We start from the raw sequence: 23,286 nt of genomic DNA, 5'->3' as shown, positions 1-23,286 counted from the left end.
CTGTCAGGTTTGTGGACTGAATCCCCGGCGGCCCTGCAAACCGCCGGTGTGGATAAAGATCAGCCGCGTGCCTGGGGCAAACCTCCCCGCCTCGACCTGCTGCCTGAGCGCCAGCAACGCCTTGCCGGTGTACAGCGGTTCCAGGGCAATGCCGCTGGCTTGTTCGGTCTGCTCGATGAATTCGAGCAACAGCGGGTCGACCTTGGCAAAGCCACCCCGGCTGGCGTCGAACAGTTCATAAGACGGATGATGCACGCCCGCTTGCTCGACGATGCGTTCGACCTGCTGCGCTACACCGTGATCATCGGGCACCGCCAGGGCGCCGTAGACCGGGTGCTCCCCCGCTTCGGCCATGACCAGTCCGGCCAGGGTCGTGCCAGTCCCACAGGCCAGCCACCAACCGTCGTAGTCGCTCCACCCCAGGCCAGCCAGTTGCCGGCAGGCCAATTCCTTGAGCTGCACGCAGCCCTGGGCTCCCGGCAAACCGCCGCCGCCTTCCGGGACCGCAAGCAGACCGGGATATTGCGCCTGCCATGGCTCCCAGAAACCCGCTTCATGCCGCGCCCGATAGCCGCCGTAACCCAGCCAGTGCAGTTGCATGCCGAACGCCTGTAAATCGTTCACCGTCGGCGTTTGCTGAGCATGCCCGCGCAACAGGCCGACCGTGGCAAAACCGAATCGCTTGCCGGCAGCGGCCAGCGCATGCAGGTGATTGGAATGCGCGCCACCGAGGCTGATGATGCCCTTGGCGCCTGCATGATCAGCGGCCTTGAGGTGTTCGTTGAGCTTGAACCATTTGTTGCCGCTGATCAGCGGGTCGATCTGGTCCAGGCGCAGGATGGCGAGTTCGATGTTGGCGGTTTTGAGCCAGTCGAGAGGGAGATGGTCGAGGGGGGCTTGGGGTAGCCAGTTTGCGGGAGGAGAAAGCATTGATGCCGGCCCAGGGTAAAGAGCCGGCATCTTAGCAGCCTTGACGACGCCTTCGTCGGAACGCCGCCCGGGGCAAGCCCGCTCCCACAATGGATTAATGTTGATCACAAAATGCATGAACAACATGGAACCTGTGGGAGCGGGCTTGCCCGCGAAAGCCATTGGCACGTTGGTCCTGCGGATTACAACTGCGCAGCCAACCGCGAGCCCTGGTTGATCGCCCGCTTGGCATCCAGCTCCGCCGCGACATCCGCGCCGCCGATCAGGTGCACGTTCTGCCCCGCCGCCACCAGGCCGTCCTGCAACTCGCGCAGCGGATCCTGACCGGCGCAGATCACGATGTTGTCCACCGGCAACACCTGCGGTTCACCGGTTTCGCCGATGCGGATGTGCAGGCCTTGGTCGTCGATCTTCAGGTACTCGACGCTGTTGAGCATCTGCACCTGCTTGTTCTTCAGACCGGTGCGGTGAATCCAGCCGGTGGTCTTGCCCAGGCCGTCGCCAACCTTGGATTTCTTGCGTTGCAGCAGGAACACTTCGCGGGCCGGGGCATGGGGTGCCGCCTTGATCCCGGCGACACCGCCGCGTGCTTCAAGGTGCGTATCGATGCCCCACTCCTTCCAGAACTCATCGCGGTTCAGGCTGGTGGCCTCGCCCTGGTGGACCAGGAATTCCGAGACGTCGAAACCGATACCACCGGCACCAATCACCGCGACACGCTTGCCCACCGGCTTGCGCTCAAGCAGCACGTCCAGGTAGCTCAACACCTTGGCATTCTCCACCCCCTCGATCGCCGGCAACCGCGGCGCAATGCCGGTGGCCAGGATGATCTCGTCGTAGCCGCCCTCGACCAGCCTGGCCACATCGACGCGGGTGTTCAGGCACACCTCGACGTTGGTGGTCTGCAGTTTGCGACCGAAGTAACGCAGGGTCTCGAAGAACTCTTCCTTGCCCGGCACCCGCTTGGCGACGTTGAACTGGCCACCGATTTCGCTGGCCGAATCGAACAGCGTCACCGCATGGCCACGCTCGGCCGCCACGGTCGCGGCGGACAAGCCGGCAGGCCCGGCACCGACCACGGCGATTTTCTTGATCTGCTGCACCGGCACATAGTTGAGTTCGGTTTCGTGGCAGGCACGCGGGTTGACCAGGCAACTGGTCAACTTGCCGCCGAAGGTGTGGTCCAGGCAGGCCTGGTTGCAACCGATGCAGGTGTTGATTTCATCGGCACGACCTTCAGCGGCCTTGTTGACGAAGTCCGGGTCGGCCAGGAACGGCCGCGCCATGGACACCATGTCGGCATCGCCTTCGGCCAGGATCTGCTCGGCGACTTCCGGGGTGTTGATGCGGTTGGTGGTGATCAGCGGAATGTTCACCGAGCCGCGCAGCTTGGCCGTGACCTTGCTGAAGGCTGCGCGCGGCACCTTGGTGGCAATGGTCGGAATCCGCGCTTCGTGCCAGCCGATACCGGTGTTGATGATCGTCGCACCGGCCTGCTCGATGGCCTTGGCCAACAGCACGATTTCGTCCCAGGTGCTGCCGCCTTCGACCAGGTCGAGCATCGACAGGCGGAAAATGATGATGAAGTTCGGGCCAACCGCCTCACGCACACGGCGCACGATTTCCACCGGCAGGCGCATGCGGTTTTCGTAGCTGCCGCCCCAGCGGTCGGTGCGGTGGTTGGTGTGGGCGGCGAGGAACTGGTTAATGAAATAACCTTCGGAGCCCATGATTTCCACGCCGTCGTACTCGGCCTGCTGGGCCAGGGTCGAGCAGGTGACGAAATCGCGGATCTGTTTCTCGATGCCTTCCTCGTCCAGCTCTTTAGGCTTGAACGGGTTGATCGGCGCCTGGATGGCGCTTGGCGCGACCTGTTTCGGGCTGTAGGCATAACGACCGGCGTGGAGGATCTGCATGCAGATCTTGCCGCCCGCCTCGTGCACCGCGCGGGTCACGATCTGGTGCTTGAGCGCTTCTTCCTCGGTGGTCAGCTTGGCCGCACCGGAATACACACCGCCCTCGTCGTTCGGGCCGATGCCCCCGGTGACCATCAGGCCGACACCGCCACGGGCACGCTCGGCGAAGTACGCCGCCATGCGCTCGAAACCACCGGGCTTTTCCTCAAGGCCGGTGTGCATCGAACCCATCAGGGTGCGGTTGCGCAACGTGGTGAATCCCAGGTCCAGCGGGGCCAGCAGGTGCGGGTAGTGAGCGGCGGTCATCGGTAACTCCACAGCGAGCGATCACGGAAAAAGCGGGAGCTCTACGGCTCTCGTCAGTCATGTTCGACAGACTAAGAGCCGCACCGTCGGCACTCAATGACCGAAACTGACAACTTAATGATCGAAATGTGCAGCTGCGCTCAAGCTGGCGCGCCCAACAACTGACTCAACACCGCACGCAACTTGCCGGGTTTCACCGGTTTGTTCAGCAACGGCGCTTCGAGCCGTTGCAATGCGCGCCGGCACTGATCCGTACGGTCCGCAGTGATGATCACCGCAGGAATTGACTGGGCGTAATGCTCGCGCAGATGCCTGACCACATCACATCCCACCACGCCGTGGTCAAGGTGATAGTCCGCCAGGATCAGTTCCGGTGCCTGGCCCGCCAGGGCCGCGACCGCCGAAGCTTCATCGGTGGCCGTGACGACGTCGCAGCCCCACTGCCCGAGCAATGCACCCATGCTCTCGAGGATGCTCACTTCATTATCCAGCACCAATAAGCGCCGGCCCGGCAACGGATTGCCCGTGCCCGGTTGAGGCGCCGCAAGGCTGATGGGCAACGGCACCTCACGGGAAATCGGCACCTCGATGCTGAACATCGAACCCCGGCCCGGCAGTGAATGCACCTGGATCCGGTAATTGAGGATTTTCGCGATGCGCTCGACGATCGCCAGCCCCAGCCCCACGCCCTTGCGGTCGGCCGCACGGCCGACGTCCAGTTGATTGAATTCGAGGAAGATCGAATCGAGGCGATCGGCCGGGATCCCGCGCCCGGTATCCCACACTTCCAGGCGCAGCCTGTCGCCCCGGCGCCGTGCCGCCAGCAGGATGCTGCCTTCGTCGGTGTAGCGGCAGGCGTTGCTGAGGAAGTTGCGCAGGATCCGGGTCATCAGGCGCAAGTCCGTGCAAATGGCGTAGTCGCCCATGTGCACACGCAAACGCAAGCCGGCGGCCTCGGCCACGGACTGGAACTCCGAAACCAGTGGCCCGAGCAATTCGTCGAGACGGTACAGCGCGACATCCGGCTTGACCGCCGCTTGATCAAGCCTTGAGATATCCAGCAAATCGGTGAGCAGATCCTCGGCGCCTTCCAGTGCCTGGTGAGTACGTTCGACCAGCACCTGCTCGACCTCGGGCAGCTTGCGCTCACGCAAGGTGGAGATCAGCAACCGCGCGGCGTTGAGGGGTTGCAGCAGGTCGTGACTGGCGGCGGCGAGGTATTTGTCCTTGCTGTGATTGGCCGCCTCCGCGGCGTCACGGGCATCGCGCAAGGCTTCAGCGATCTGTTTACGCTGGGTGATCTGCTGTTGCAGGTTGCGGTTGGCTTCAAGCAGTTCATCGGTGCGCGCGGTAACCCGCTGCTCCAGCTCGTCGTTGAGTTGCTGCAGGCGTTGCTGGGCGAGTTTGCGTTCGGTGATGTCGGCGACAAATCCTTCCACCAGCCCTTCCTGACCGGGCTTGAGCAGCAGGTTCATCAGCACGTCGAGACAGCTGCCATCCTTGCGCCGCAACTGGGTTTCATAGCCGTGCAGGCTGCCCTGGTGGGTGAGGATTTCGCCAATGTCTTCCAGCTCCTGCGCACCGCCGACAAACAGGTTGCTGGCCAGGTCCGCCAGGGAGAACAGCACCTCCTGCGGGTCTTGATAGCCGAGCATGCGCGCCATTGCCGGGTTGGCGGCGCGCATGCCGTCTTGCAGGCTGGCCTGGAAAATCCCGTGGACCGCGTTTTCGAATAGCCATTTGTAGCGGTTGCGCTCGGCTTCCAGTTCATCCAGGCGCGCGGCCAGTTCCGGGTAATGGCTCTTGCGCGCCGAATGGCTGCCTAATCCAAGCAGTCCGGCCAGCGCCCGTTGTTGCTCGTCAGAGGGCTTCGCCATAGACGACCTCGACATCACGCTGACTGGATTCGCGCGGGTTGGTGAGGATGCACGGGTCATCCATGGCGTGTTGCGACAGGAAGGGAATGTCCGACGTACTGACCCCATGCAAACCGAGGGTTTCATGGAAACCAATGGCGTGTTTAAGAGCGATCAGATGCTCGACCAGGCGCCCGCAGATCTGCCGCTGGTTCAGGCCCCGGCAGTCGATGCCAAAGGTCTCGGCGATGACCTTGAAACGATCCGGTGACGAGCTGTAGTTGAACGCCACGACGTGTTCCACCAGCACCGCGTTGCACAGCCCATGGGGCAGGTCGAGAAAGCCGCCGAGACTGTGGGACATGGCATGCACCGCGCCAAGGATCGCGTTGGAGAACGCCAGCCCGGCCTGCATGCTGCCGAGCATGATTTTCTCGCGCAGGGCGATGTCCGTCGGGTTGGCGATCATCTGCACCAGGTTGCCGTTGATCAGGCGCATGGCTTCCAGCGCATGGGGATCGGTCAGTGGCCCGTGCCCGGTGGACACGAAGGCTTCGATGGCGTGCACCAGCGCGTCGATACCGGTACAGGCCGACAGGAACGGGTCCATGCTCAGGGTCGTTTCGGGGTCGATCAGCGACACATCCGGCACCACCGCCTTGCTGACGATGGAGAACTTCATGCGCTCCTGCTGATTGGAGATGATCACGAATTGCGAAACGTCGGCCGAGGTGCCGGCGGTGGTCGGAATCAGGATCAGCGGCGGGCTGGGCACGCGGATGGTGTCCACCCCTTCGAACTCGAGGATGTTGCGGCCATGGGCGACGACGATGCCGATGCCTTTACCGCAATCCATCGGGCTGCCACCGCCGACGGCGACGATCACATCGCAGTGGTTTTCCCGGTACAGCTCGGCACCCAGCATCACCTCTTCCACCCGCGGGTTGGGCGAAACGCCGCTGTAAAGGCAATATTCGATGCCCAGGGCTTGCAGGCTGGCTTCGACATCCGCGACCCAACCGGCGGCAATTACCCCGGGGTCGCTGACCACCAGGACCTTGCGCGCGCCAAAGGTCTTGGCGTAGTTGCCGACGTTGTGCCGGCAGCCGGCACCGAAGATGATTTCAGGCGAAACGAATTTACGCAGCTGGCTGAGACTCTGGCTCATTGGAAAGCCTGTTTTTTATTGTTTTGGAAGGTAAAGCCACACTAACCCATCCGGCCATTAATGCAATCAGACCAAGGTCAACTGCCGAGCTTCGCTGCAGATCCCCTGTAGGAGCGAGCTTGCTCGCGAAAGCGGAGTGTCAGAAGACATCAATTTTGAATGTTACGCCGCCTTCGCGAGCAAGCTCGCTCCTACAGGGAGGTGTCACTCGGATTAGCCGCGGTAGATCAGGCGCGAAGCCTTCTCATTGCGCAACGTCAGGTGTTCCATGCCCAGCCCCGGCGCATCGGCCTCCTCCCGGGCCTTGAGGATAACGCCATGGTGCGGCGACTTGCTGCACACCGGGTCGGCATTCTCCGCATCCCCCGTCAACATGAACGCCTGGCAGCGGCAGCCACCCAGGTCCTTGTGCTTCTCATCGCAAGAACGACAGGGTTCCTTCATCCAGGCATCACCACGAAAACGGTTGAAGCCAAACGAATCGTTCCAGATATGTTCGATGCTGTGTTCGCGCACATTGGGAAACTGCACCGGCAATTGCCGGGCGCTGTGACAAGGTAACGCCGTACCGTCCGGGGTGATGTCGAGGAACAGATTGGCCCAACCGTTCATGCAGGTTTTCGGACGCTCTTCGTAGTAATCCGGGGTGACGAATATCAGCTTGCACGGGTGGCCTTGCGCCTCAAGCCGCTGGCGATACTCGTTGGTGATGCGCTCGGCGCGTTGCAATTGCTCGCGGGTCGGCAACAGGCCGACGCGGTTGAGCTCGGCCCAGCCATAGAACTGGCAGGTGGCCAACTCGACGAAGTCCGCTTCCAGCTCCAGGCACAAGTCGATGATCCTGGCGATGTCATCAATGTTGTGTCGATGGGTGACGAAATTGAGCACCATCGGATAACCCTGGGCTTTCACCGCCCGGGCCATCGCCAGTTTCTGCGCGAAGGCCTTGCGCGAGCCGGCGAGCATGTTGTTCACCGCTTCGTCGGCGGCCTGGAAACTGATCTGGATGTGATCGAGCCCGGCGACCTTGAAGTCCCGCACCTTCTGCTCGGTCAGGCCGATGCCCGAGGTGATCAGGTTGGTGTAGTAACCCATGTCCCGCGCGGCCTTGATCAACTCGGCCAGGTCTTGCCGAACCAGTGGCTCGCCACCGGAAAAGCCCAATTGCGCGGCGCCCATGTCCCGCGCCTCACGAAATACGCGAATCCATTCCTCCGTACTCAGTTCCTCGCCGTGCCGGGCGAAATCCAAGGGGTTGGAGCAATACGGACACTGCAACGGACAGCGATAGGTCAGCTCCGCCAACAGCCACAAGGGTGGCCCCGGCAGCGCGTCACTCGATCCAGAATTGCGCATGGGCCACCTCCAGGAAGGCCAGCACGTCCTCGTCGATTCCCGGCACGTCAGGGAAACTCGCCGTCAGCCGATCGATGATCGCCGCGACGCTGCGCTGGCCGTCCAGCAGATCGAGAATCTGCCCGGCACTGGCGTTGAGCTTGATCATGCCTTCGGGGTACAGCAGCACGTGGCAGTCCTGGCGCGGCTCCCATTGCAGGCGAAAGCCCCGGCGCAATGAAGGTGACTGCTCGCGGTCGATCAGGCTCACAGGGCAATCCCCCGGTGCCAGACGTTGTCGCGGGTGACGGTGTGATACGGCGGGCGTTCCAGCTCGTAGGCCATGCTCATGGCATCGAGCATGCCCCACAGCACGTCGAGCTTGAATTGCAGGATCTGCAGCATGCGTTGTTGGGCCTCGAGGGTGACGTAGTGTGCCAGGGTGATGCGCAATCCGTGCTCGACATCGCGCCGGGCCTGGCTCAGCCGCGTACGGAAGTAGTCGTAGCCGGCGACGTCGATCCACGGGTAATGGGTCGGCCAGGCATCGAGCCGCGATTGATGGATCTGCGGGGCGAACAACTCGGTCAGCGAGCTGCTGGCCGCTTCCTGCCAGCAGGCACGACGGGCGAAATTGACGTAGGCATCCACGGCGAAACGTACGCCGGGCAGCACCAGCTCCTGGGAGAGAATTTGCTGGCGATCCAGCCCCACCGCCTCGCCCAGGCGCAGCCAGGCTTCGATGCCGCCTTCGCTGCCGGGGACCCCGTCGTGATCGAGAATGCGTTGCAACCATTCGCGGCGCACTTCACGGTCGGGGCAATTGGCGAGGATGGCGGCATCCTTGAGCGGGATGTTGACCTGGTAGTAAAAGCGATTGGCGACCCAGCCCTGGATCTGTGCGCGAGTGGCGCGGCCGGCGTACATGGCTTGGTGGAATGGGTGATGAATGTGGTAGTAGGCGCCTTTGGCGCGCAGGGCGGTTTCGAATTCGGTGCGGGTCAATGCTGTATCGGTCATTTCGGGTCTCCTGGAGGCTTTGAGGTTTCTGGTCTGGCCTCATCGCGAGCAGGCTCGCTCCTACAGGGGAATGCGATCCATTGTAGGAGCGAGCCTGCTCGCGATGAGGCCATCCGCTACAACTCGATACTCATGCCGTCATAAGCCACCTCGATCCCCCGCCGCTCCAGCAACGCCCGCTCGGCCGAGTCTTCATCGAGGATCGGATTGGTGTTGTTGATGTGGATCAGCACCTTGCGCTGGCGAGGGAAACCTTCCAGTACTTCCAGCATGCCACCGGGCCCGCTTTGTGCCAGATGGCCCATTTCGCTGCCCAGGCTCTGGCCGACTTCACAAATGCGCATCTCGTCGTCGCGCCACAGAGTGCCGTCCAGCAACAGGCAATCGGCGCGCTGCATCCAGGCCAGTACCTGATCATCGACCTGCCCCAGGCCAGGTGCGTAAAACAGCGAGGCGCCGCTGCGCTGGTCTTCAACGAACAAACCGATGGTATCGCCCGGTTGCGGATCACCGCGATTGGGCGAATACGGCGGTGCGTTGCTGACCAATGGAATCGCGTGAAACCGCAGGTGCGCGCAGGCGCCGATACTGAACGGCTCACGCTCCAGCGCTATCGGCTGCCACTGCAACCCACCGTTCCAGTGCCTGAGCATGGTGAACAGCGGGAAGCCGCTGCTGAGGTCCTGATGAACCCGCTCGGTGCACCACACCTCATGTGGGCAGCCTTCACGCAGGCTCAGCAGACCGGTGCAGTGATCGATCTGGCTGTCCAGCAGCACCACGCCGGCGATGGCGCTGTCACGCAAGCGGCGCGCCGGTTGCAGCGGCGCAAAACCCTCGAGTTGCGCGCGGATGTCCGGCGAAGCATTGCACAGCACCCAGTCCACACCGTTGTCGCTCAGGGCAATCGAGGACTGCGTGCGTCGCCGGGACCGCAGGCTGCCATTACGCACACCGGTGCACTGGCGGCAGTTGCAGTTCCACTGTGGGAAACCACCGCCAGCGGCGGAACCGAGAACGCGGATGTGCATGGGCAATGCTCCAGAAGGCAGGCCCGGCCAACGCAACGGCTGGCCGGGCGGACAATCAACGGTTGGCGAAATACATCGTCACTTCGAAGCCAATGCGCAGATCGGTAAACGCGGGTTTAGTCCACATGGGTCATTCCTCTTCTTGTGCCGGGTGAGTCCGGTAGCACCATTAATGCACGGTGCGCCGGGCGCCCGAATGCTACTTTCGAAGGAGGTTTGGGGGTGCGTTGGTAGGGGGTGCTGACACACAAAAACAATGTAGGAGTGAGCCTGCTCGCGATGAGGTCTGGACATTCAACGTTGATGTTGAATGTCGGACCGCTATCGCGAGCAGGCTCACTCCTACAGGGGGTTGTGGTGTTTTTGAAAGGGTTAGAAGAACCCCAGCGGATTGATGTCGTAGCTCACCAGCAGGTTCTTGGTCTGCTGATAATGGTCGAGCATCATCTTGTGGTTCTCCCGGCCGACGCCGGACTTCTTGTAGCCGCCGAACGCCGCATGCGCCGGGTACAGGTGGTAGCAGTTGGTCCACACGCGCCCGGCCTTGATCGCCCGGCCCATGCGATAGGCGCGGTTGATGTCGCGGGTCCAGAGGCCGGCACCGAGGCCGAACTCGCTGTCGTTGGCAATCGCCAGGGCTTCGGCTTCGTCCTTGAAGGTGGTGACGCCCACCACCGGCCCGAAGATCTCTTCCTGGAACACGCGCATTTTGTTGTGGCCCTTGAGCAGCGTCGGCTGGATGTAATAGCCGCTGGACAGGTCGCCTTCCAGGCGCTCGGCCGCGCCGCCGGTGAGCAGCTCGGCGCCCTCCTCCTGGGCGATGGTCAGGTACGACAGAATCTTGTCGTATTGCTGTTCGGAGGCCTGGGCGCCGACCATGGTCTCGGTGTCCAGCGGGTTGCCGCGCTTGATCTTGACGATCTTCTTCATGACCTCGGCCATGAAAGGTTCGTAGATCGACTCCTGGACCAATGCCCGCGACGGACAGGTGCACACTTCGCCCTGGTTGAAGAACGCCAGCACCAGGCCTTCAGCGGCTTTTTCGATGAACGCAGGCTCCGCGTTCATGATGTCTTCGAAGAAGATGTTTGGCGACTTGCCGCCCAGTTCGACGGTGCTCGGAATGATGTTCTCGGCGGCGCAATGCATGATGTGCGCACCCACCGGGGTCGAGCCGGTGAAGGCGATCTTGGCGATGCGCTTGCTGGTGGCCAGGGCCTCGCCGGCTTCGCGACCGAAGCCCTGGACGATGTTTAGCACACCCGCCGGCAGCAAGTCGGCGATCAGTTCGGCGAAGACCATGATCGACAGCGGCGTTTGCTCGGCGGGCTTGAGCACGATGCAGTTACCCGCGGCCAGCGCTGGCGCGAGTTTCCAGGCGGCCATCAGCAGCGGGAAGTTCCACGGAATGATCTGCCCGACCACGCCCAGGGGTTCGTGGAAGTGATAGGCGGTGGTCAGCTCGTTGATCTCGGCGGCGCCGCCTTCCTGGGCGCGGATGCAGCCGGCGAAGTAACGGAAATGGTCGGCCGCCAGTGGCACGTCGGCGTTGAGGGTTTCACGCACCGCCTTGCCGTTGTCCCAGGTTTCGGTGACGGCGAGGATTTCCAGGTTCTGCTCGATGCGGTCGGCGATTTTCAACAACACCAGCGAGCGATCCTGGGCCGAGGTCTTGCCCCAGGCATCAGCGGCGGCATGGGCGGCGTCGAGGGCCTTGTCGATGTCGGCGGCGCTGGAGCGCGGGAATTCGGCGATCACTTCACCGTTGACCGGCGAGGTGTTGGTGAAGTACTCGCCATTGACCGGCGCGACGAATTCGCCGCCGATGAAGTTGCCGTAGCGTGGCTTGAAAGTCACGACGGCGCCGGGTGTTCCGGGTTGGGCGTAGATCATGGTGGGCCTCTGTCTGGGTCGATGCCTGTACAGGCGATGAACCGATACTAGAGAGCCCCGCGCGCCAGACGAATGCATCGTTGGCAGGAGGGGCTCTCGTTATTTGGTCGTATATTTCACACCGCCCCCCTGTTTGATCGTTCCCACGCTCTGCGTGGGAATGCAGCCCGGGACGCTCCGCGTCCCAAATCAAAAGCCGAACGCGGAGCGTCCGTTGAGGCATTCCCACGCAGAGCGTGGGAACGATCAGCGGGGGGGATGGGGTTAGTGCTTGGCCACGAGGTCTTTCGGCAGCTTGAAGGTCCAGAGCATGCCGCCCTGGTTGAAGTCCTTCACCCGCTTGGCCACCTCACCGCCCCACAGCGGCACGGCGCCGCCCCAGCCGGAGAGCACCGAGACGTACTGTTCGCCGTCCATTTCCCAGGTCACGGGCGAGCCGAGCACGCCGGAGCCGGTCTGGAATTCCCAGACTTTCTCACCGGTCTTGGCGTTGAACGCCTGCAGGAAACCTTCCGGCGTGCCGGTGAACACCAGGTTGCCCTTGGTGGTCAGCACACCGCCCCACAGCGGCGCGAAGTTCTTGTGGCGCCAGACTTCCTTGCCGGTTTTCGGATCGATTGCCCGCAATACGCCGATGTAGTCTTCATTCAATGGCTTGATGGTGAAGCCGGCGCCGAGGAACGCCGCGCCTTTCTTGTAGGCGATGCCTTCGTTCCAGATATCCATGCCCCATTCGTTGGACGGCACGTAGAACAACCCGGTGTCGCGGTTGTAGGCCATCGGCATCCAGTTTTTCGCACCGAGGAATGCCGGCGCTACGAACACCGAGCTGCCTTTGGCTTCTGTACCCGGTGCGCCAGGACGGCTGGCTTCGTTGTAGATCGGCCGGCCGGTTTTATCCAGGCCAGTGGCCCAGGTGATCTTGTCCACGAACGGGAAGCCACGGATGAATTTGCCGTTGGTGCGATCCAGCACGTAGAAGAACCCGTTGCGGTCAGCGGTGGCCGCGGCCTTGATCTCCTTGCCGCCCTCGGTGTAGTTGAACGACACCAGTTCGTTGACGCCGTCATAGTCCCAACCGTCGTGGGGCGTGCTCTGGAAGTGCCACTTGATGGTGCCGTCGTCCGGGTTGAGCGCCAGGCGCGACGACGAGTAGAGGTTGTCGCCAGGGCGCAGGTGCGAGTTCCACGGCGCCGGGTTGCCGGTGCCGAATAGCAGCAGGTTGGTTTCCGGGTCGTAATAGCCGCCCAGCCACGGTGCCGCGCCGCCGGTCTTCCACAGGTCGCCCGGCCAGCTCTTGCCCGCTTCGCCGCCGGAGATGCCGTTTTCCACGGCTTTGCCGTCCTTGTAGACGTAACCCATATGGCCTTCGACCGTCGGCCGGGTCCACAGCAGATCACCGTTTTTCGGGTCGTAGGCTTCGATCTTGCCGACCACGCCGAATTCGCCACCGGCCACGCCAGTAATCAGCTTGCCGTTGATCACCAGCGGCGCGGCGCTGATCGAGTAGCCGTCCTTGTGGTCGGCGACTTTCTTGCTCCAGACCACCTTGCCGGTGTCTTTGTTGAGCGCCACGAGCTTGGCGTCGAGGGTGCCGAAGATCACCAGGTCGCCGTACAGCGCGACACCACGGTTGATCACGTCGCAGCAGGGACGAATGTCATCCGGCAGGCGCGCGTCGTATTGCCAGAGTTTCTTGCCGGTGCGTGCATCCACGGCAAACACCCGTGAATAGGAGCCGGTCAGGTACATCACACCGTCCTTGACCATCGGCTGCGCTTGCTGGCCACGCTGCTTTTCGCCACCGAAAGAGAACGCCCACGCCGGTCGCAGGTCCTTGACGTTGTCGACGTTGAGAATGTCCAGTGGGCTGTAGCGCTGCCCCTGCACACCCAGGCCGTTGGTGACGATTTGCTCGGGATTTTTCGGGTCCTGGAGAATGTCCTGGTCAGAAACCCCGGCCAATGCCTGACCGGACAACAGCATGGCACTGAGCAACAGGCTCAAGACGAAGGGCTGGCGACGTGCGGGTTGAGTCATGACGGCTTCCTCTGCAGTTTTTGTTATTTCCGGGAAATTTTCCCGGTGTGGTGCAGATTCTTGGGCGCCGCCGCCCGGACAACAATTGCCCGCAATGTGGAGATTTCTAGTTCCTTGGTACAGGTTCTGGTGTGGGTTGACTGATCGTTCCCACGCTCTGCGTGGGAATGCAGCCCGGGACGCTCCGCGTCCCAAATCAAAAGCCGAACGCGGAGCGTCCGTTGAGGCATTCCCACGCAGAGCGTGGGAACGATCGGTATCAAGAGTCAGTTGCTGGCGTTGGAATCCACTCGCGTCATCTGGACCCGCTCATATCTCGGGTACAAATGACTGACGCTGCGAATCAGCTCATAACGGCTGAGGCTGATCCCGGAGAATCGTTCGGGAATGGGGCTGCGGATCATCTCGGCCATGTCGTTGCCATGGGCCGCACCGTCGCGCATCAGTTGATCCAGCCAGCCCAGGTAATCGCGCATCTGCACGAAGGGTTGCGGATCGCTGGCCAGCGGGCCGTGGCCGGGCACGATCAGTTGCCAGGGCAGCCCCTGCAAGGTCGCGATGTCGGCCAGCCACACCGACAGCCCCGGACTGTTGGGCGTGGTCAGTGCCCGTTGATAAAACACCAGGTCCCCGGCAAACAGCACGCCGGTTCGCTGGTCGAGAATAGCCAGATCCGCGCCCGTATGCCCACCCAGGCTCAGCAAGCGCAAATCGTGGTTCCCAAAACTTTCCACACCAGGCGTCAGCGTCCGGGTCGGCAACAGCACTTCGGTGCCACGCATCCAGTCACCCACCAGCCGATACATGTTCTCGGCCATGGCATCGCCCTGCTTTTGCATGAGTTCGGTGGTGCCGGCCAAGGCGCCAATCGGCACATCGGCAAACGCCTGGTTGCCCAGCACATGGTCGGGGTGATGATGGGTCAACAGGACCTGGATCACCGGCTTGTCGGTGGTCGCCGCAATGGCCCGGCGCATGGCCTCGCCATAGCGCTTCGACGGTCCGGTATCGATCACTACCACGCCACGCTCGGTGACGATGAACGCCGTGTTGACGATGTTGCCGCCATTGTCCTTGGCGAAATTGTCGGTGCTGCCTTCCAGCAACCAGGTGTCTTCGGCGATCTGCCGGGGCTTGAGCGAGTATTCGAGATCGGCCATGGCTGGCAGGCCCAGTCCGATGAACAACAGCAGCATCCAGCGCATGACAGGCTCCTCGCGTTCAGGGGATCGACGCATCGAATTGATTGCCGCTGTTATCGCGCAGCAACAGGCGCGTCTGCCCTGCCCCTTCGAGATCAAAGGCCAGGCTGGGGTTTTCGCTGACGGCGGGGAACAGTTCCAGGCGCGCCAGCAGTTGATCGTGCTGGTCGCGCAGTTCGGCATGGTTGAGGAAAAATTCCGGGATGCCACTGACCATGCCGTTGTCCATCGGATGCGCCACCTGCAAGCGCACGCGGCTGAAGTCCTCACGCGGATACCTCCCGCCCAGCACTTCGCCGATGTGCTCTTCCCAACCGGCCTGGGTGCGCACCACGCTCGGCGCGGTGCAGCCGCCACCGGCCGCATCGATCAGGGTCGACCCGACATGCCACACGCCGTCACGGGTCAGCACCGCCGCGCGCAAGGGCGTGGCCTGTTCGACGCGGATGCGGATCGACAGCCACGGCAGCACACCGGCCAGCGGTTCGAAATCGACGATTTTCGGCAAGGGATTGAGTTCCGCCCAGGCGAGGATTTTCACCACCTCGCCCTTGAATGCCCGGGCGTCGATTTCAATCGGCACCTGTCGGGCATCTTCGGCGAACGGCGGCGCCAGCAGCTTGACCCGCTCGTCGAAAACGAACGGCGCATCACCGAGCATTTGCTTGTGATAGAAGCCCCACATCACCGATGGCACCGGGTCCTTGCCGGGGTCGACAGCGCCAGCATGGGCCGCCAGGCTCAAACAGCAGGCCAACAGACAACTCCTTTGCCAATTCATCGCCTGCTCCTATTGATACATTTCGGGCACGTCGTAGCGCAGGCCGTAATGGCCGTAGATGGTTTTCACCGAGCCCTCGCGGATCAGGCTTTCCAGCGCCTCCTCCACGGCATAGGCCAGTTGCCGATTGCTTTCGTGCACCGCCATGCCGATCTCCCAGAGCTGCTTGCCCATGTTCGGATACGCATTCTCTGCCAGGGCGAGTTGCGGGTCGGCGGCTTCATGCACTTGCCAGTCGATCTCGCCGCGCATCGCCATGACCGCGTCGACCTCGCCGGCCTTCATCGCGGCAAACGCCTGGGGCACACCCGGATAGTGGCGGGTCTTGCCGGCGAGCATGCCGTTGAACACCGAGGTCAGGTAGAACGACGGCACGCTGTCGACCTCGACGCCGATCGAATGCTGCTCGAACACCGCGACGCTGGCGACCTTGTCCAGGCGGCGCCGGTCATAGGCGACTTGCCATTGCTCATTCTGGTACGGTCCGAACATCACCACATGGCCGTTTTCCATCTCGCCGAACTCGTTGCGTTTCTGTGCGTAATCCTTGTCGTAAGGCACCCGCATCATCAGGTCGGCCAGTTGCTGATTGTGCAGTGGGCTGGCACGCCAGATGTAATCGCGCAGGTCGTCGTCGAGCTTCTCGCCAGCGGGTGCCCAGATCAGCGTCAGGCGCACGCCCAGTGCCTTGGCCAACGCCTGGGCCAGTTCCACGTCAACGCCTCGGGGCTGCCCGGCCTGCTCGAAACTGTAGGGAGCGAAGTCCTTGTAGACCGCCACCTTCAACTCCCCGGCGGCGATCATTTCGTCATAGTTGCGAACTTGCGCCTGCACCGACTGGCAGCACAGCCACACAGCGCTGATCAATACCGCGAGCAGGCGCATGGGTCACTCCTCGACGTGGACGCTGTCCAGGTAAGTACGCACCGCCCACAGGGCTTCCTGGCTCAGGTAGTCGGCCATCTTCGGCATGTACACCCGACCGTCACGCACTGCACCGTTGCGCACACGTTCGACGAACCACTCATCACCGGCGTCAGCGACATCGAGCATGCGCAAATCGGGGGCGATGCCGCCGGATTTGGCTTCCAGGCCATGGCAGGCCGCGCAGTTCTGGTTGTAGGCCGACGCGCCGATTTCCACGGCCTTATCGTGTTCCGGGGACTTGCGGTAGGGATTCACCGAGGCCCAACCGTCGGAATCGAGCTGCACGCCGGCATCCTTGATCGGGGTCAGTCCCTTGGTTTCGACGGCCTGCGGCACCACATTGCCGTGGGCCCAAACGGAGCCTGCACTGATAAGACCGGCCAGCAGCCCGGTGACGAGCAAGGCGTTGCGTTTTGTTGTCATTGTTATGCCCTCAGGATTGCACGCAAAACCTCTTGGCAGAGGCTATGGCAGCCATCTTAGAAACCCCTGCGCTCCGGCCCCATGCTGCTTTGGTGGCCGGCGTCTAATCCCTTGGTAGTAAGGCCTTCGATGGACTGCCAAATCAGGTGGCCCATGGGAATTTTTCCCGGCAACGGCGGGACATTTTCCGTATCCGCCGCCCGCCCCGGCGCCCCACCCTGTGCAGGTCAAAACCTCCACTGGGAACTGCAACCATGACAATAAGATCGCTACCCGCCCTTTCCCCCCTGACCGTCGCCGTACAGGCATTTTTGCTGGTCGGCAGCCTGTCCCTGAGCGCCGCGGGTTATGCCGAAACCGCGCCGGCCACCGCCACCCGTAATGTGAGCTGGGAAGACATTGCCAACGACCACTTGACCACCAGGGATGTGCTGCAATACGGCATGGGCACCAACGCCCAGCGCTGGAGCCCCTTGGCCCAGGTCAACGACAAGAACGTGTTCAAGCTGACCCCGGCCTGGTCCTATTCGTTTGGCGACGAGAAACAGCGCGGCCAGGAATCCCAGGCGATCGTCAGCGACGGCGTGGTCTACGTCACCGGTTCGTATTCGCGGGTATTCGCCCTGGATGCCAAGACCGGCAAACGCCTGTGGACCTACAACCATCGCCTGCCGGACAACATTCGTCCGTGCTGCGACGTAGTCAACCGAGGCGCGGCGATCTTCGGCGACAAGATCTACTTCGGCACCCTCGATGCGCGGCTGATCGCCCTGGACAAGAACACCGGCAAAGTGGTGTGGAACAAGAAATTCGGCGACCACGCCGCCGGCTACACCATGACCGGCGCCCCCGTGCTGATCAAGGACAAGACCAGCGGCAAGGTGCTGCTGATCCATGGCAGTTCCGGCGATGAATTTGGCGTGGTCGGCCAGCTCTACGCCCGCGATCCGGACACCGGCGAAGAAGTCTGGATGCGGCCTTTCGTCGAGGGCCACATGGGCCGCCTGAACGGCAAGGACAGTACCCCGACCGGCGACGTCAAGGCGCCGTCGTGGCCGAACGACCCAACCACCGAAACTGGCAAGGTCGAGGCCTGGAGCCATGGTGGCGGCGCGCCCTGGCAGAGCGCCAGCTTCGATGCCGAAACCAACACCATCATCGTCGGCGCCGGCAACCCGGGCCCCTGGAACACCTGGGCGCGCACCGCAAAGGACGGCAACCCGCACGACTACGACAGCCTCTACACCTCGGGCCAGGTCGGTGTCGACCCGAGCACCGGCGAGGTCAAATGGTTCTACCAGCACACGCCGAACGATGCCTGGGACTTCTCCGGCAACAACGAGCTGGTGCTGTTCGACTACAAGGACAAGGACGGCAAGACGGTCAAGGCCACCGGCCACGCCGACCGCAACGGTTTCTTCTATGTGGTCGACCGCAACAACGGCAAGTTGCAGAACGCCTTCCCCTTTGTCGACAACATCACCTGGGCCAGCCACATCGACCTCAAGACCGGCCGCCCGGTGGAGAACGAAGGCCAGCGGCCGGCCAAGCCGTTGCCGGGGGAAACCAAGGGCAAGCCGGTGGAAGTCTCGCCGCCGTTCCTCGGCGGCAAGAACTGGAACCCCATGGCCTACAGCCAGGACACCGGGCTGTTCTACATTCCGGGCAACCAGTGGAAAGAGGAGTACTGGACCGAGGAGGTCAACTACAAGAAAGGCTCGGCGTACCTGGGCATGGGTTTCCGTATCAAGCGCATGTACGACGATCACGTCGGCACCCTGCGGGCGATGAACCCAACCACCGGCAAAGTGGTCTGGGAACACAAGGAACACCTGCCGCTGTGGGCCGGCGTGCTGGCGACCAAGGGCAACCTGGTGTTCACCGGTACCGGCGACGGTTTCTTCAAGGCCTTCGATGCGAAGACCGGCAAGGAGCTGTGGAAATTCCAGACCGGCAGCGGCATCGTCTCGCCGCCGATCACCTGGGAACAGGACGGCGAGCAATACATCGGCGTGACCGTCGGCTATGGCGGCGCGGTGCCGTTGTGGGGCGGCGACATGGCGGAGCTGACCAAACCGGTGGCCCAGGGTGGATCGTTCTGGGTGTTCAAGATTCCGAGCTGGGATAACCAGACCGCGCAGAAGTAAACCACCCCACCCATCTCTGTGGGAGCGAGCCTGCTCGCGATGGACCTGAGACCGCCGTGGGGCACCAGACACCCCGCGTCATCGTTGACGACCATCGCGAGCAGGCTCGCTCCCACAAGGGAACCCGGAGACCCTGCCATGAAATATCTGCCTCTACTGCTTCTATTGAGCATTGCCACGGCTTACGCCGACGAAGGCGACGACACCCCACTGATCATCAACGGCTGCACCATCGCCGAACACAGCCAGTGCCCGGGCGCCAATCTCAAGGGCGCCAACCTGCGCAACCAGGACCTGCGCAACATGAACCTCAGCGGCGCCAACCTGCGCGAGGCCGACCTGCGACATGCCCGCCTCGACCTGGCCAACCTGGAAAAAGCCCAACTGCAAGGCGCCAACCTGACCCGCGCCAGCCTGCAACAAAGCAATGCGCGCCTGGCTGATTTCACCGGCGCCACGCTGGTGGCGATCCAGGGCTGGGGGCTGTTCGCCCAGGGCGCGCAATTGGCCAACGCCGACCTCAGCGCCGCCTACCTGCAATTCGCCCGCCTCTCCGGGGCCAAACTGCACAACAGCAACCTGCGCGCCGCCGACCTGGAAATGACCTGGCTGAGCAAGGCCGACCTCAAGGACGCCAACCTCAGCGACGCCAACCTGCAAGAAGCCAAGTTGGGCGAAAGCAACCTGGAGCACGCCAACCTCAGCGGCTCGCGCCAGCACTATGCGAATTTTCAGGATGCGAACATGGAGGGGTGCACGGGGTGCCCGACAACGTGGGACAGGTGACCGGGTACCGATCGTTCCCACGCTCTGCGTGGGAATGCCTCTTGTGACGCTCTGCGTCACGCTTTTTGGGACGCAGAGCGTCCCGGGCTGCATTCCCACGCGGAGCGTGGGAACGATCATCATCACAGGGGGATTTGTGTTGTCTGTGATAACGCGTCAACCGGCCTTGCGCACCACCCCCATATCAATCCCCAAATGCACCAGTTCGGCATGGGAGCTCACCTGCAACTTGCTCTTGAGCAATGTCAGGTGATTGGAGACCGTCTTGCTGCTGATGCTCAATTGCTCGGCAATCTGCCGCGCCGGGGTACCTTTGGCGAGCATCACGAAAATCTCCAGCTCGCGCTGGGTCATGCTCTGCAAGCGCGGGTCGCTGGCATCCTGTTGCGCATGGCAGGCCAGTTGAGTGGCCAGCGGCTGTTCGATGTAGGCGTGGCCGGCGAGCACGCGGCGCACCGCCTCGATCAACACTTCTGGCGCCGAACTTTTGGTCAGATAGCCCGATGCCCCGGCCTCCAGAGCCTGGCGCACCAGGGGCAGTTCATCGTGCATGCTGAAAAACAGCACCCGCAGTTGCGGCAGGCGCTGGCGCAAACGTCGGGTGGTTTCCAGGCCACTGATGCCCGGCAAGCCGAAGTCCATGATCACCAGATGCGGCACACTCTCCTGGACCCGCAGCAACGCCTCCTCGCCCGTTGCCGCCTCGCGAACTTCCATCGCCGGCAACAGCGCTCGCAACAGGCTGGCGTAGCCCTGGCGGACTACCGCATGGTCATCGACCAGCAGAATACTCATGAAACCTCCAAAGGCATGTTCAAGGCCAGCGCCCAACCGGCGCCGGGATGGCTGATGATGCGCAGATCGCCGCCCAGGCTGCGGGCACGCTCGCGCATCGAATACAGCCCGACGCCGGGGCGCTGGGGTTGCGCGGCGCCGCGACCGTTATCGCGCACCAGCAGGCGCAAGCGGGCGCCGTGATGTTGCAGGCGCACCTGCACCTGACTGGCGTCGGCATGCCGGGCGATGTTGGTCAGGGCTTCCTGCAGCAAGCGGTACAGGTGGGTTTTGTCCGGTGCCGAGAGCGTCGGTAACTGCGCGCTGAGCCGCAGCCGACAATCGATGCCCTGCCGGCCCTGCCATTGCTCCACCAGCAACGTGATGGCTTCGGCCAGCGGCAGATGTTGCAGGACCACCGGATAGAGGTTGTGCACCAGTGCCCGAAAGCCTTGTTGCAGGTGTTCGCAGTTGTGCTCCAGCTCGCGCATCGTGCGCTCGACGGTCTGCGGTTGATCGGCCGCCAGGCGCAACAGGCACGCCTGGGCACGAATGCCGGCCAGGTACTGACCGAGATCGTCGTGCAGGGTCTGGGCCAGCTGCGTACGTTCCTGTTCCTGCACGGCCAGCAACGCCTGGGTCAGCCGGGCGTTGTCGCTGCCGGCCTGTTCCAGCGCACCGGTCATGCGATTGAAATGCGTCGCCAGTTGCCGCGCCTCCGGCCCCCCTTCAGGGCGCAGGCGCACCTTGAGCTGTCCGGCGCACACCTGTTGCAACGCCCGCAGCAACTCATCGAGCACACCCATGCCCCGGCGCACGGCCCAGCGGATGGTCAGCAGACTGACCACCAGGGCCATTGCGCACAGGCTGAGCAGCTGTTGCAGGGAATCCCAGACTTCGTCGATTTCATCACGCGGATCGACAGCAATCAGCACCCGTCGGCCATCTGCCAAATCGAGGACTTTTGCAGCATGACGGACTTCGGCGAACAGCAGGCGACCCAACCAGGCATCGAGTCCCTCCTGCACCGGTTGCAGTGGTTTTTCATCCGCCGCCAGCCAGTGCACGCGAACGTGGCGCAAGCCTTGGGTCAGCCGCGGTTGCAGGCTGACGGGGTCACGCTCGGCGGTTTCGCTCAGGTACTCGACCACCGCTTCGGCCGATTGCAGTTCACGCGCCACATCCTCCAGTGCCTGATGCACCAACAAGGCCATGCAGGCCAAGGTGACCAGCGCGAAAAAGCCGCAGACCCACAGATTGATCCGCCACAGGGCCGACATGCCTAGCGCCCCGGTGTCGCGGGCATGACCTGCAACGGCACGGGACGCGGGCCGTGGAGCCGGTCGACGCCGATCAGGGTCAGGATCAGCAGAAACGGCAGGAGCAGTGCCTTGACGATACGCATGGTCAATCCCCTCCAGAGCAGTGGCCGTTGTTGATCATGCTAAAACCGCGCCGGCCGGTGCGGGCTACTACCTTGGTACTGGCTGGTTGGTACTTTCTGCATATTTCCACGACTGCATGGGCTTCCTATGCTGGCGCTACCTGTAATGGAGTGCCCCATGCGCCAGCTTGCCCCCTACGCCTTGATCTACCTGCTGGCGATTGTCTGCGCCGCGGGGCTGGTCACCCAGAGCCAGGCGGCGGATGCGCCGTTGCAGGTGCGGATCGGCTACCTGGGTTATCGCCCGGACCCCGGTCCGCTGCTGTCCAACGTCATCCCCGAACCAGGCGATGCCGGGCTGCGCGGTGCCGAACTGGCGATCACCGACAGCAACAGCACCGGGCGCTTTCTCAATCATGCCTACAGCCTGGTCAGCGCCCGCGTCGACAGCCCCGAAGCCTTGCTCGAAGCCGCAAAAGCCCAGCATGAGCAAGGCCTGCGCCTGTTCGTGGTGAACGCACCTGCCAGCAGCCTGCGCCAACTCAGTGCAGCGCTGCCCGACAGCCTGTTATTCAACGCCGGCAGCCCCGACGACAGCCTGCGCAGCACCGATTGCCTGCCCAACGTGCTGCACAGCCTGCCAAGCCGGGCGATGCTCGCCGACGCGCTGGCGCAATTCCTGGTGCTGCGCAAATGGCAACGGGCGCTGCTGATTGTCGGCCCGACCGCGGACGATCAAGCCTATGCCGCAGCCCTGCGCCGCGCGGCCAAGCGTTTCGGATTGCAACTGGTGGCGGAAAAACCCTGGAGCTTCGATAACGACCAACGACGCAGCGCCCAGGCCGACATGCCGCTGTTCACCCAGACCGCCGAATACGACGTGGTGCTGGTGGCCGATGAGCGTGGCGATTTCGGTGAGTACGTGCCGTACCAGACCTGGTACCCGCGCCCGGTTGCCGGTACCCAGGGCCTGACCCCGGTGGGATGGCACAAGACCGTGGAAACCTACGGCGCCGCACAGTTGCAGAAGCGCTTCGAAGCCCTGGCCGGACGCTGGATGAATGACCGAGATTTCGCAGCCTGGATCGCCGTGCGCAGCATCGCCAGCGCCGTGAGCAAATCGCGGCAGACCGAGCCGATGGCGATCCGCGACCTGGAAATCAGCGACCAGTTGCCGCTGGACGGTTTCAAGGGACGCAAACTCAGCTACCGGCCGTGGAACGGCCAACTGCGTCAACCGATTCCGATCGTGCAGCCGCGGGCCCTGGTCAGCACCTCGCCCCAGGACGGCTTCCTGCACCCCTTCAACGAAATGGACAGCCTGGGTTACGACAAACCTGAGGTCAGCTGCCGCTTTCCCTGACAAC

Annotated in this window: 21 protein-coding genes and 1 pseudogene; 4 read left to right on the top strand and 18 right to left on the bottom strand. The window is 62.9% G+C overall.

The annotated features are described in order from the left end of the window. Window positions 1-3: 3 nt before the first annotated feature. The 4 genes from HFK74_RS30365 to ercA form a co-directional block, all read right to left on the bottom strand. Window positions 4-930 (bottom strand): 1-aminocyclopropane-1-carboxylate deaminase/D-cysteine desulfhydrase, encoded by a 927-nt coding sequence (locus HFK74_RS30365; protein WP_180206760.1) that lies wholly within the window; start codon window positions 928-930, stop codon window positions 4-6. 182 nt (window positions 931-1,112) lie between these two features. Further along, on the bottom strand, window positions 1,113-3,152 hold the full coding sequence (locus HFK74_RS30360) for an NADPH-dependent 2,4-dienoyl-CoA reductase (RefSeq protein WP_180206759.1): 2,040 nt from the start codon (window positions 3,150-3,152) through the stop codon (window positions 1,113-1,115). 140 nt (window positions 3,153-3,292) lie between these two features. Further along, window positions 3,293-5,029, bottom strand: coding sequence for a NahK/ErcS family hybrid sensor histidine kinase/response regulator (locus tag HFK74_RS30355; RefSeq protein ID WP_180206758.1), 1,737 nt, complete (start codon window positions 5,027-5,029; stop codon window positions 3,293-3,295). Continuing rightward, a complete protein-coding gene (gene ercA, locus HFK74_RS30350; protein WP_180206757.1) occupies window positions 5,013-6,176 on the bottom strand; it encodes an alcohol dehydrogenase-like regulatory protein ErcA in 1,164 nt (387 codons plus the stop codon). The genes HFK74_RS30355 and ercA overlap by 17 nt, the downstream gene beginning before the upstream one ends. Before the next feature lie 65 nt (window positions 6,177-6,241). On the opposite strand from ercA, the pseudogene HFK74_RS33510 reads away from it, so the two are divergent. Continuing rightward, window positions 6,242-6,373: pseudogene (locus HFK74_RS33510) on the top strand (metal ABC transporter ATP-binding protein); the annotation flags it as partial. A 16-nt stretch (window positions 6,374-6,389) separates the two neighbouring features. Here the strand turns inward: HFK74_RS33510 and pqqE are convergent. From pqqE to pedF, 11 genes are all read right to left on the bottom strand, one after another. Continuing rightward, complete coding sequence (gene pqqE, locus HFK74_RS30345; protein ID WP_180206756.1) at window positions 6,390-7,532, bottom strand: pyrroloquinoline quinone biosynthesis protein PqqE; 1,143 nt, start codon at window positions 7,530-7,532, stop codon at window positions 6,390-6,392. Continuing rightward, window positions 7,510-7,782, bottom strand: coding sequence for a pyrroloquinoline quinone biosynthesis peptide chaperone PqqD (gene pqqD, locus HFK74_RS30340; protein WP_180206755.1), 273 nt, complete (start codon window positions 7,780-7,782; stop codon window positions 7,510-7,512). Before pqqD ends, pqqE begins: the two co-directional genes overlap by 23 nt. Continuing rightward, window positions 7,779-8,531 carry a pyrroloquinoline-quinone synthase PqqC gene (gene pqqC / locus HFK74_RS30335; protein WP_180206754.1) on the bottom strand — a complete coding sequence of 251 codons (753 nt, stop codon included), beginning with the start codon at window positions 8,529-8,531 and terminating at the stop codon, window positions 7,779-7,781. The genes pqqD and pqqC overlap by 4 nt, the downstream gene beginning before the upstream one ends. A 116-nt stretch (window positions 8,532-8,647) precedes the next feature. Next, window positions 8,648-9,562: a pyrroloquinoline quinone biosynthesis protein PqqB gene (gene pqqB, locus HFK74_RS30330; RefSeq protein ID WP_180206753.1), complete on the bottom strand. Its 915-nt coding sequence runs from the start codon at window positions 9,560-9,562 to the stop codon at window positions 8,648-8,650. 55 nt (window positions 9,563-9,617) lie between these two features. Beyond that, window positions 9,618-9,689: a pyrroloquinoline quinone precursor peptide PqqA gene (pqqA, locus tag HFK74_RS30325; RefSeq protein WP_003253598.1), complete on the bottom strand. Its 72-nt coding sequence runs from the start codon at window positions 9,687-9,689 to the stop codon at window positions 9,618-9,620. A gap of 245 nt (window positions 9,690-9,934) precedes the next feature. Next, complete coding sequence (locus tag HFK74_RS30320) at window positions 9,935-11,455, bottom strand: aldehyde dehydrogenase family protein (RefSeq protein WP_110754382.1); 1,521 nt, start codon at window positions 11,453-11,455, stop codon at window positions 9,935-9,937. Window positions 11,456-11,719: 264 nt separating this feature from the next. Next, a complete protein-coding gene (locus HFK74_RS30315; RefSeq protein ID WP_180206752.1) occupies window positions 11,720-13,495 on the bottom strand; it encodes a PQQ-dependent methanol/ethanol family dehydrogenase in 1,776 nt (591 codons plus the stop codon). Between the two features lie 266 nt (window positions 13,496-13,761). Next, window positions 13,762-14,700, bottom strand: coding sequence for a quinoprotein relay system zinc metallohydrolase 1 (locus HFK74_RS30310; RefSeq protein WP_180206751.1), 939 nt, complete (start codon window positions 14,698-14,700; stop codon window positions 13,762-13,764). Between the two features lie 16 nt (window positions 14,701-14,716). Next, window positions 14,717-15,478 carry a quinoprotein dehydrogenase-associated SoxYZ-like carrier gene (locus tag HFK74_RS30305; RefSeq protein WP_180206750.1) on the bottom strand — a complete coding sequence of 254 codons (762 nt, stop codon included), beginning with the start codon at window positions 15,476-15,478 and terminating at the stop codon, window positions 14,717-14,719. A 9-nt stretch (window positions 15,479-15,487) separates the two neighbouring features. Further along, the gene (locus HFK74_RS30300; RefSeq protein WP_180206749.1) at window positions 15,488-16,363 is read right to left on the bottom strand and encodes an ABC transporter substrate-binding protein; all 876 of its coding nucleotides are present in this window, start codon (window positions 16,361-16,363) and stop codon (window positions 15,488-15,490) included. 3 nt (window positions 16,364-16,366) lie between these two features. Further along, window positions 16,367-16,828 carry a cytochrome c-550 PedF gene (pedF, locus tag HFK74_RS30295; protein WP_180206748.1) on the bottom strand — a complete coding sequence of 154 codons (462 nt, stop codon included), beginning with the start codon at window positions 16,826-16,828 and terminating at the stop codon, window positions 16,367-16,369. 254 nt (window positions 16,829-17,082) lie between these two features. On the opposite strand from pedF, the gene exaA reads away from it, so the two are divergent. Further along, entirely contained in the window at window positions 17,083-18,975 is a 1,893-nt protein-coding gene (exaA, locus tag HFK74_RS30290; protein ID WP_180206747.1) for a quinoprotein ethanol dehydrogenase, read from the top strand. A gap of 138 nt (window positions 18,976-19,113) precedes the next feature. After that, window positions 19,114-19,761: a pentapeptide repeat-containing protein gene (locus tag HFK74_RS30285; protein ID WP_180206746.1), complete on the top strand. Its 648-nt coding sequence runs from the start codon at window positions 19,114-19,116 to the stop codon at window positions 19,759-19,761. 156 nt (window positions 19,762-19,917) lie between these two features. On the opposite strand, the gene HFK74_RS30280 is transcribed toward HFK74_RS30285, so the two are convergent. From HFK74_RS30280 to HFK74_RS33350, 3 genes are read right to left on the bottom strand one after another with little or no spacing between them, the layout of a single operon-like run. Further along, window positions 19,918-20,556: a response regulator transcription factor gene (locus tag HFK74_RS30280; RefSeq protein ID WP_180206745.1), complete on the bottom strand. Its 639-nt coding sequence runs from the start codon at window positions 20,554-20,556 to the stop codon at window positions 19,918-19,920. Further along, window positions 20,553-21,815, bottom strand: coding sequence for a histidine kinase (locus HFK74_RS30275; protein ID WP_180206744.1), 1,263 nt, complete (start codon window positions 21,813-21,815; stop codon window positions 20,553-20,555). Before HFK74_RS30275 ends, HFK74_RS30280 begins: the two co-directional genes overlap by 4 nt. Window positions 21,816-21,817: 2 nt before the next feature. Beyond that, a complete protein-coding gene (locus HFK74_RS33350; RefSeq protein ID WP_257230472.1) occupies window positions 21,818-21,946 on the bottom strand; it encodes a hypothetical protein in 129 nt (42 codons plus the stop codon). A gap of 151 nt (window positions 21,947-22,097) precedes the next feature. Here HFK74_RS33350 and HFK74_RS30270 point away from each other — a divergent pair, with 151 nt between their 5' ends. Continuing rightward, on the top strand, window positions 22,098-23,282 hold the full coding sequence (locus HFK74_RS30270) for an ABC transporter substrate-binding protein (protein WP_180206743.1): 1,185 nt from the start codon (window positions 22,098-22,100) through the stop codon (window positions 23,280-23,282). The last annotated feature ends 4 nt before the right edge of the window (window positions 23,283-23,286 follow it).

The sequence above is a fragment of the Pseudomonas sp. SbOxS1 genome, from assembly GCF_013416725.1.
GTDB lineage: Bacteria > Pseudomonadota > Gammaproteobacteria > Pseudomonadales > Pseudomonadaceae > Aquipseudomonas.
The sequence above is the reverse complement of the archived record's forward strand: the minus strand, read 5'-3'. Positions and strand labels throughout refer to the sequence as shown.

Coding starts and splice junctions, on each gene's coding strand:
- HFK74_RS30365 (WP_180206760.1), bottom strand. CDS start 930: ATGCTTTCTCCTCCCGCAAACTGGCTACCCCAAGCCCCCCTCGACCAT.
- HFK74_RS30360 (WP_180206759.1), bottom strand. CDS start 3,152: ATGACCGCCGCTCACTACCCGCACCTGCTGGCCCCGCTGGACCTGGGA.
- HFK74_RS30355 (WP_180206758.1), bottom strand. CDS start 5,029: ATGGCGAAGCCCTCTGACGAGCAACAACGGGCGCTGGCCGGACTGCTT.
- ercA (WP_180206757.1), bottom strand. CDS start 6,176: ATGAGCCAGAGTCTCAGCCAGCTGCGTAAATTCGTTTCGCCTGAAATC.
- pqqE (WP_180206756.1), bottom strand. CDS start 7,532: ATGCGCAATTCTGGATCGAGTGACGCGCTGCCGGGGCCACCCTTGTGG.
- pqqC (WP_180206754.1), bottom strand. CDS start 8,531: ATGACCGATACAGCATTGACCCGCACCGAATTCGAAACCGCCCTGCGC.
- pqqB (WP_180206753.1), bottom strand. CDS start 9,562: ATGCACATCCGCGTTCTCGGTTCCGCCGCTGGCGGTGGTTTCCCACAG.
- HFK74_RS30320 (WP_110754382.1), bottom strand. CDS start 11,455: ATGATCTACGCCCAACCCGGAACACCCGGCGCCGTCGTGACTTTCAAG.
- HFK74_RS30315 (WP_180206752.1), bottom strand. CDS start 13,495: ATGACTCAACCCGCACGTCGCCAGCCCTTCGTCTTGAGCCTGTTGCTC.
- HFK74_RS30310 (WP_180206751.1), bottom strand. CDS start 14,700: ATGCGCTGGATGCTGCTGTTGTTCATCGGACTGGGCCTGCCAGCCATG.
- HFK74_RS30305 (WP_180206750.1), bottom strand. CDS start 15,478: ATGAATTGGCAAAGGAGTTGTCTGTTGGCCTGCTGTTTGAGCCTGGCG.
- HFK74_RS30300 (WP_180206749.1), bottom strand. CDS start 16,363: ATGCGCCTGCTCGCGGTATTGATCAGCGCTGTGTGGCTGTGCTGCCAG.
- pedF (WP_180206748.1), bottom strand. CDS start 16,828: ATGACAACAAAACGCAACGCCTTGCTCGTCACCGGGCTGCTGGCCGGT.
- exaA (WP_180206747.1), top strand. CDS start 17,083: ATGACAATAAGATCGCTACCCGCCCTTTCCCCCCTGACCGTCGCCGTA.
- HFK74_RS30285 (WP_180206746.1), top strand. CDS start 19,114: ATGAAATATCTGCCTCTACTGCTTCTATTGAGCATTGCCACGGCTTAC.
- HFK74_RS30280 (WP_180206745.1), bottom strand. CDS start 20,556: ATGAGTATTCTGCTGGTCGATGACCATGCGGTAGTCCGCCAGGGCTAC.
- HFK74_RS30275 (WP_180206744.1), bottom strand. CDS start 21,815: ATGTCGGCCCTGTGGCGGATCAATCTGTGGGTCTGCGGCTTTTTCGCG.
- HFK74_RS30270 (WP_180206743.1), top strand. CDS start 22,098: ATGCGCCAGCTTGCCCCCTACGCCTTGATCTACCTGCTGGCGATTGTC.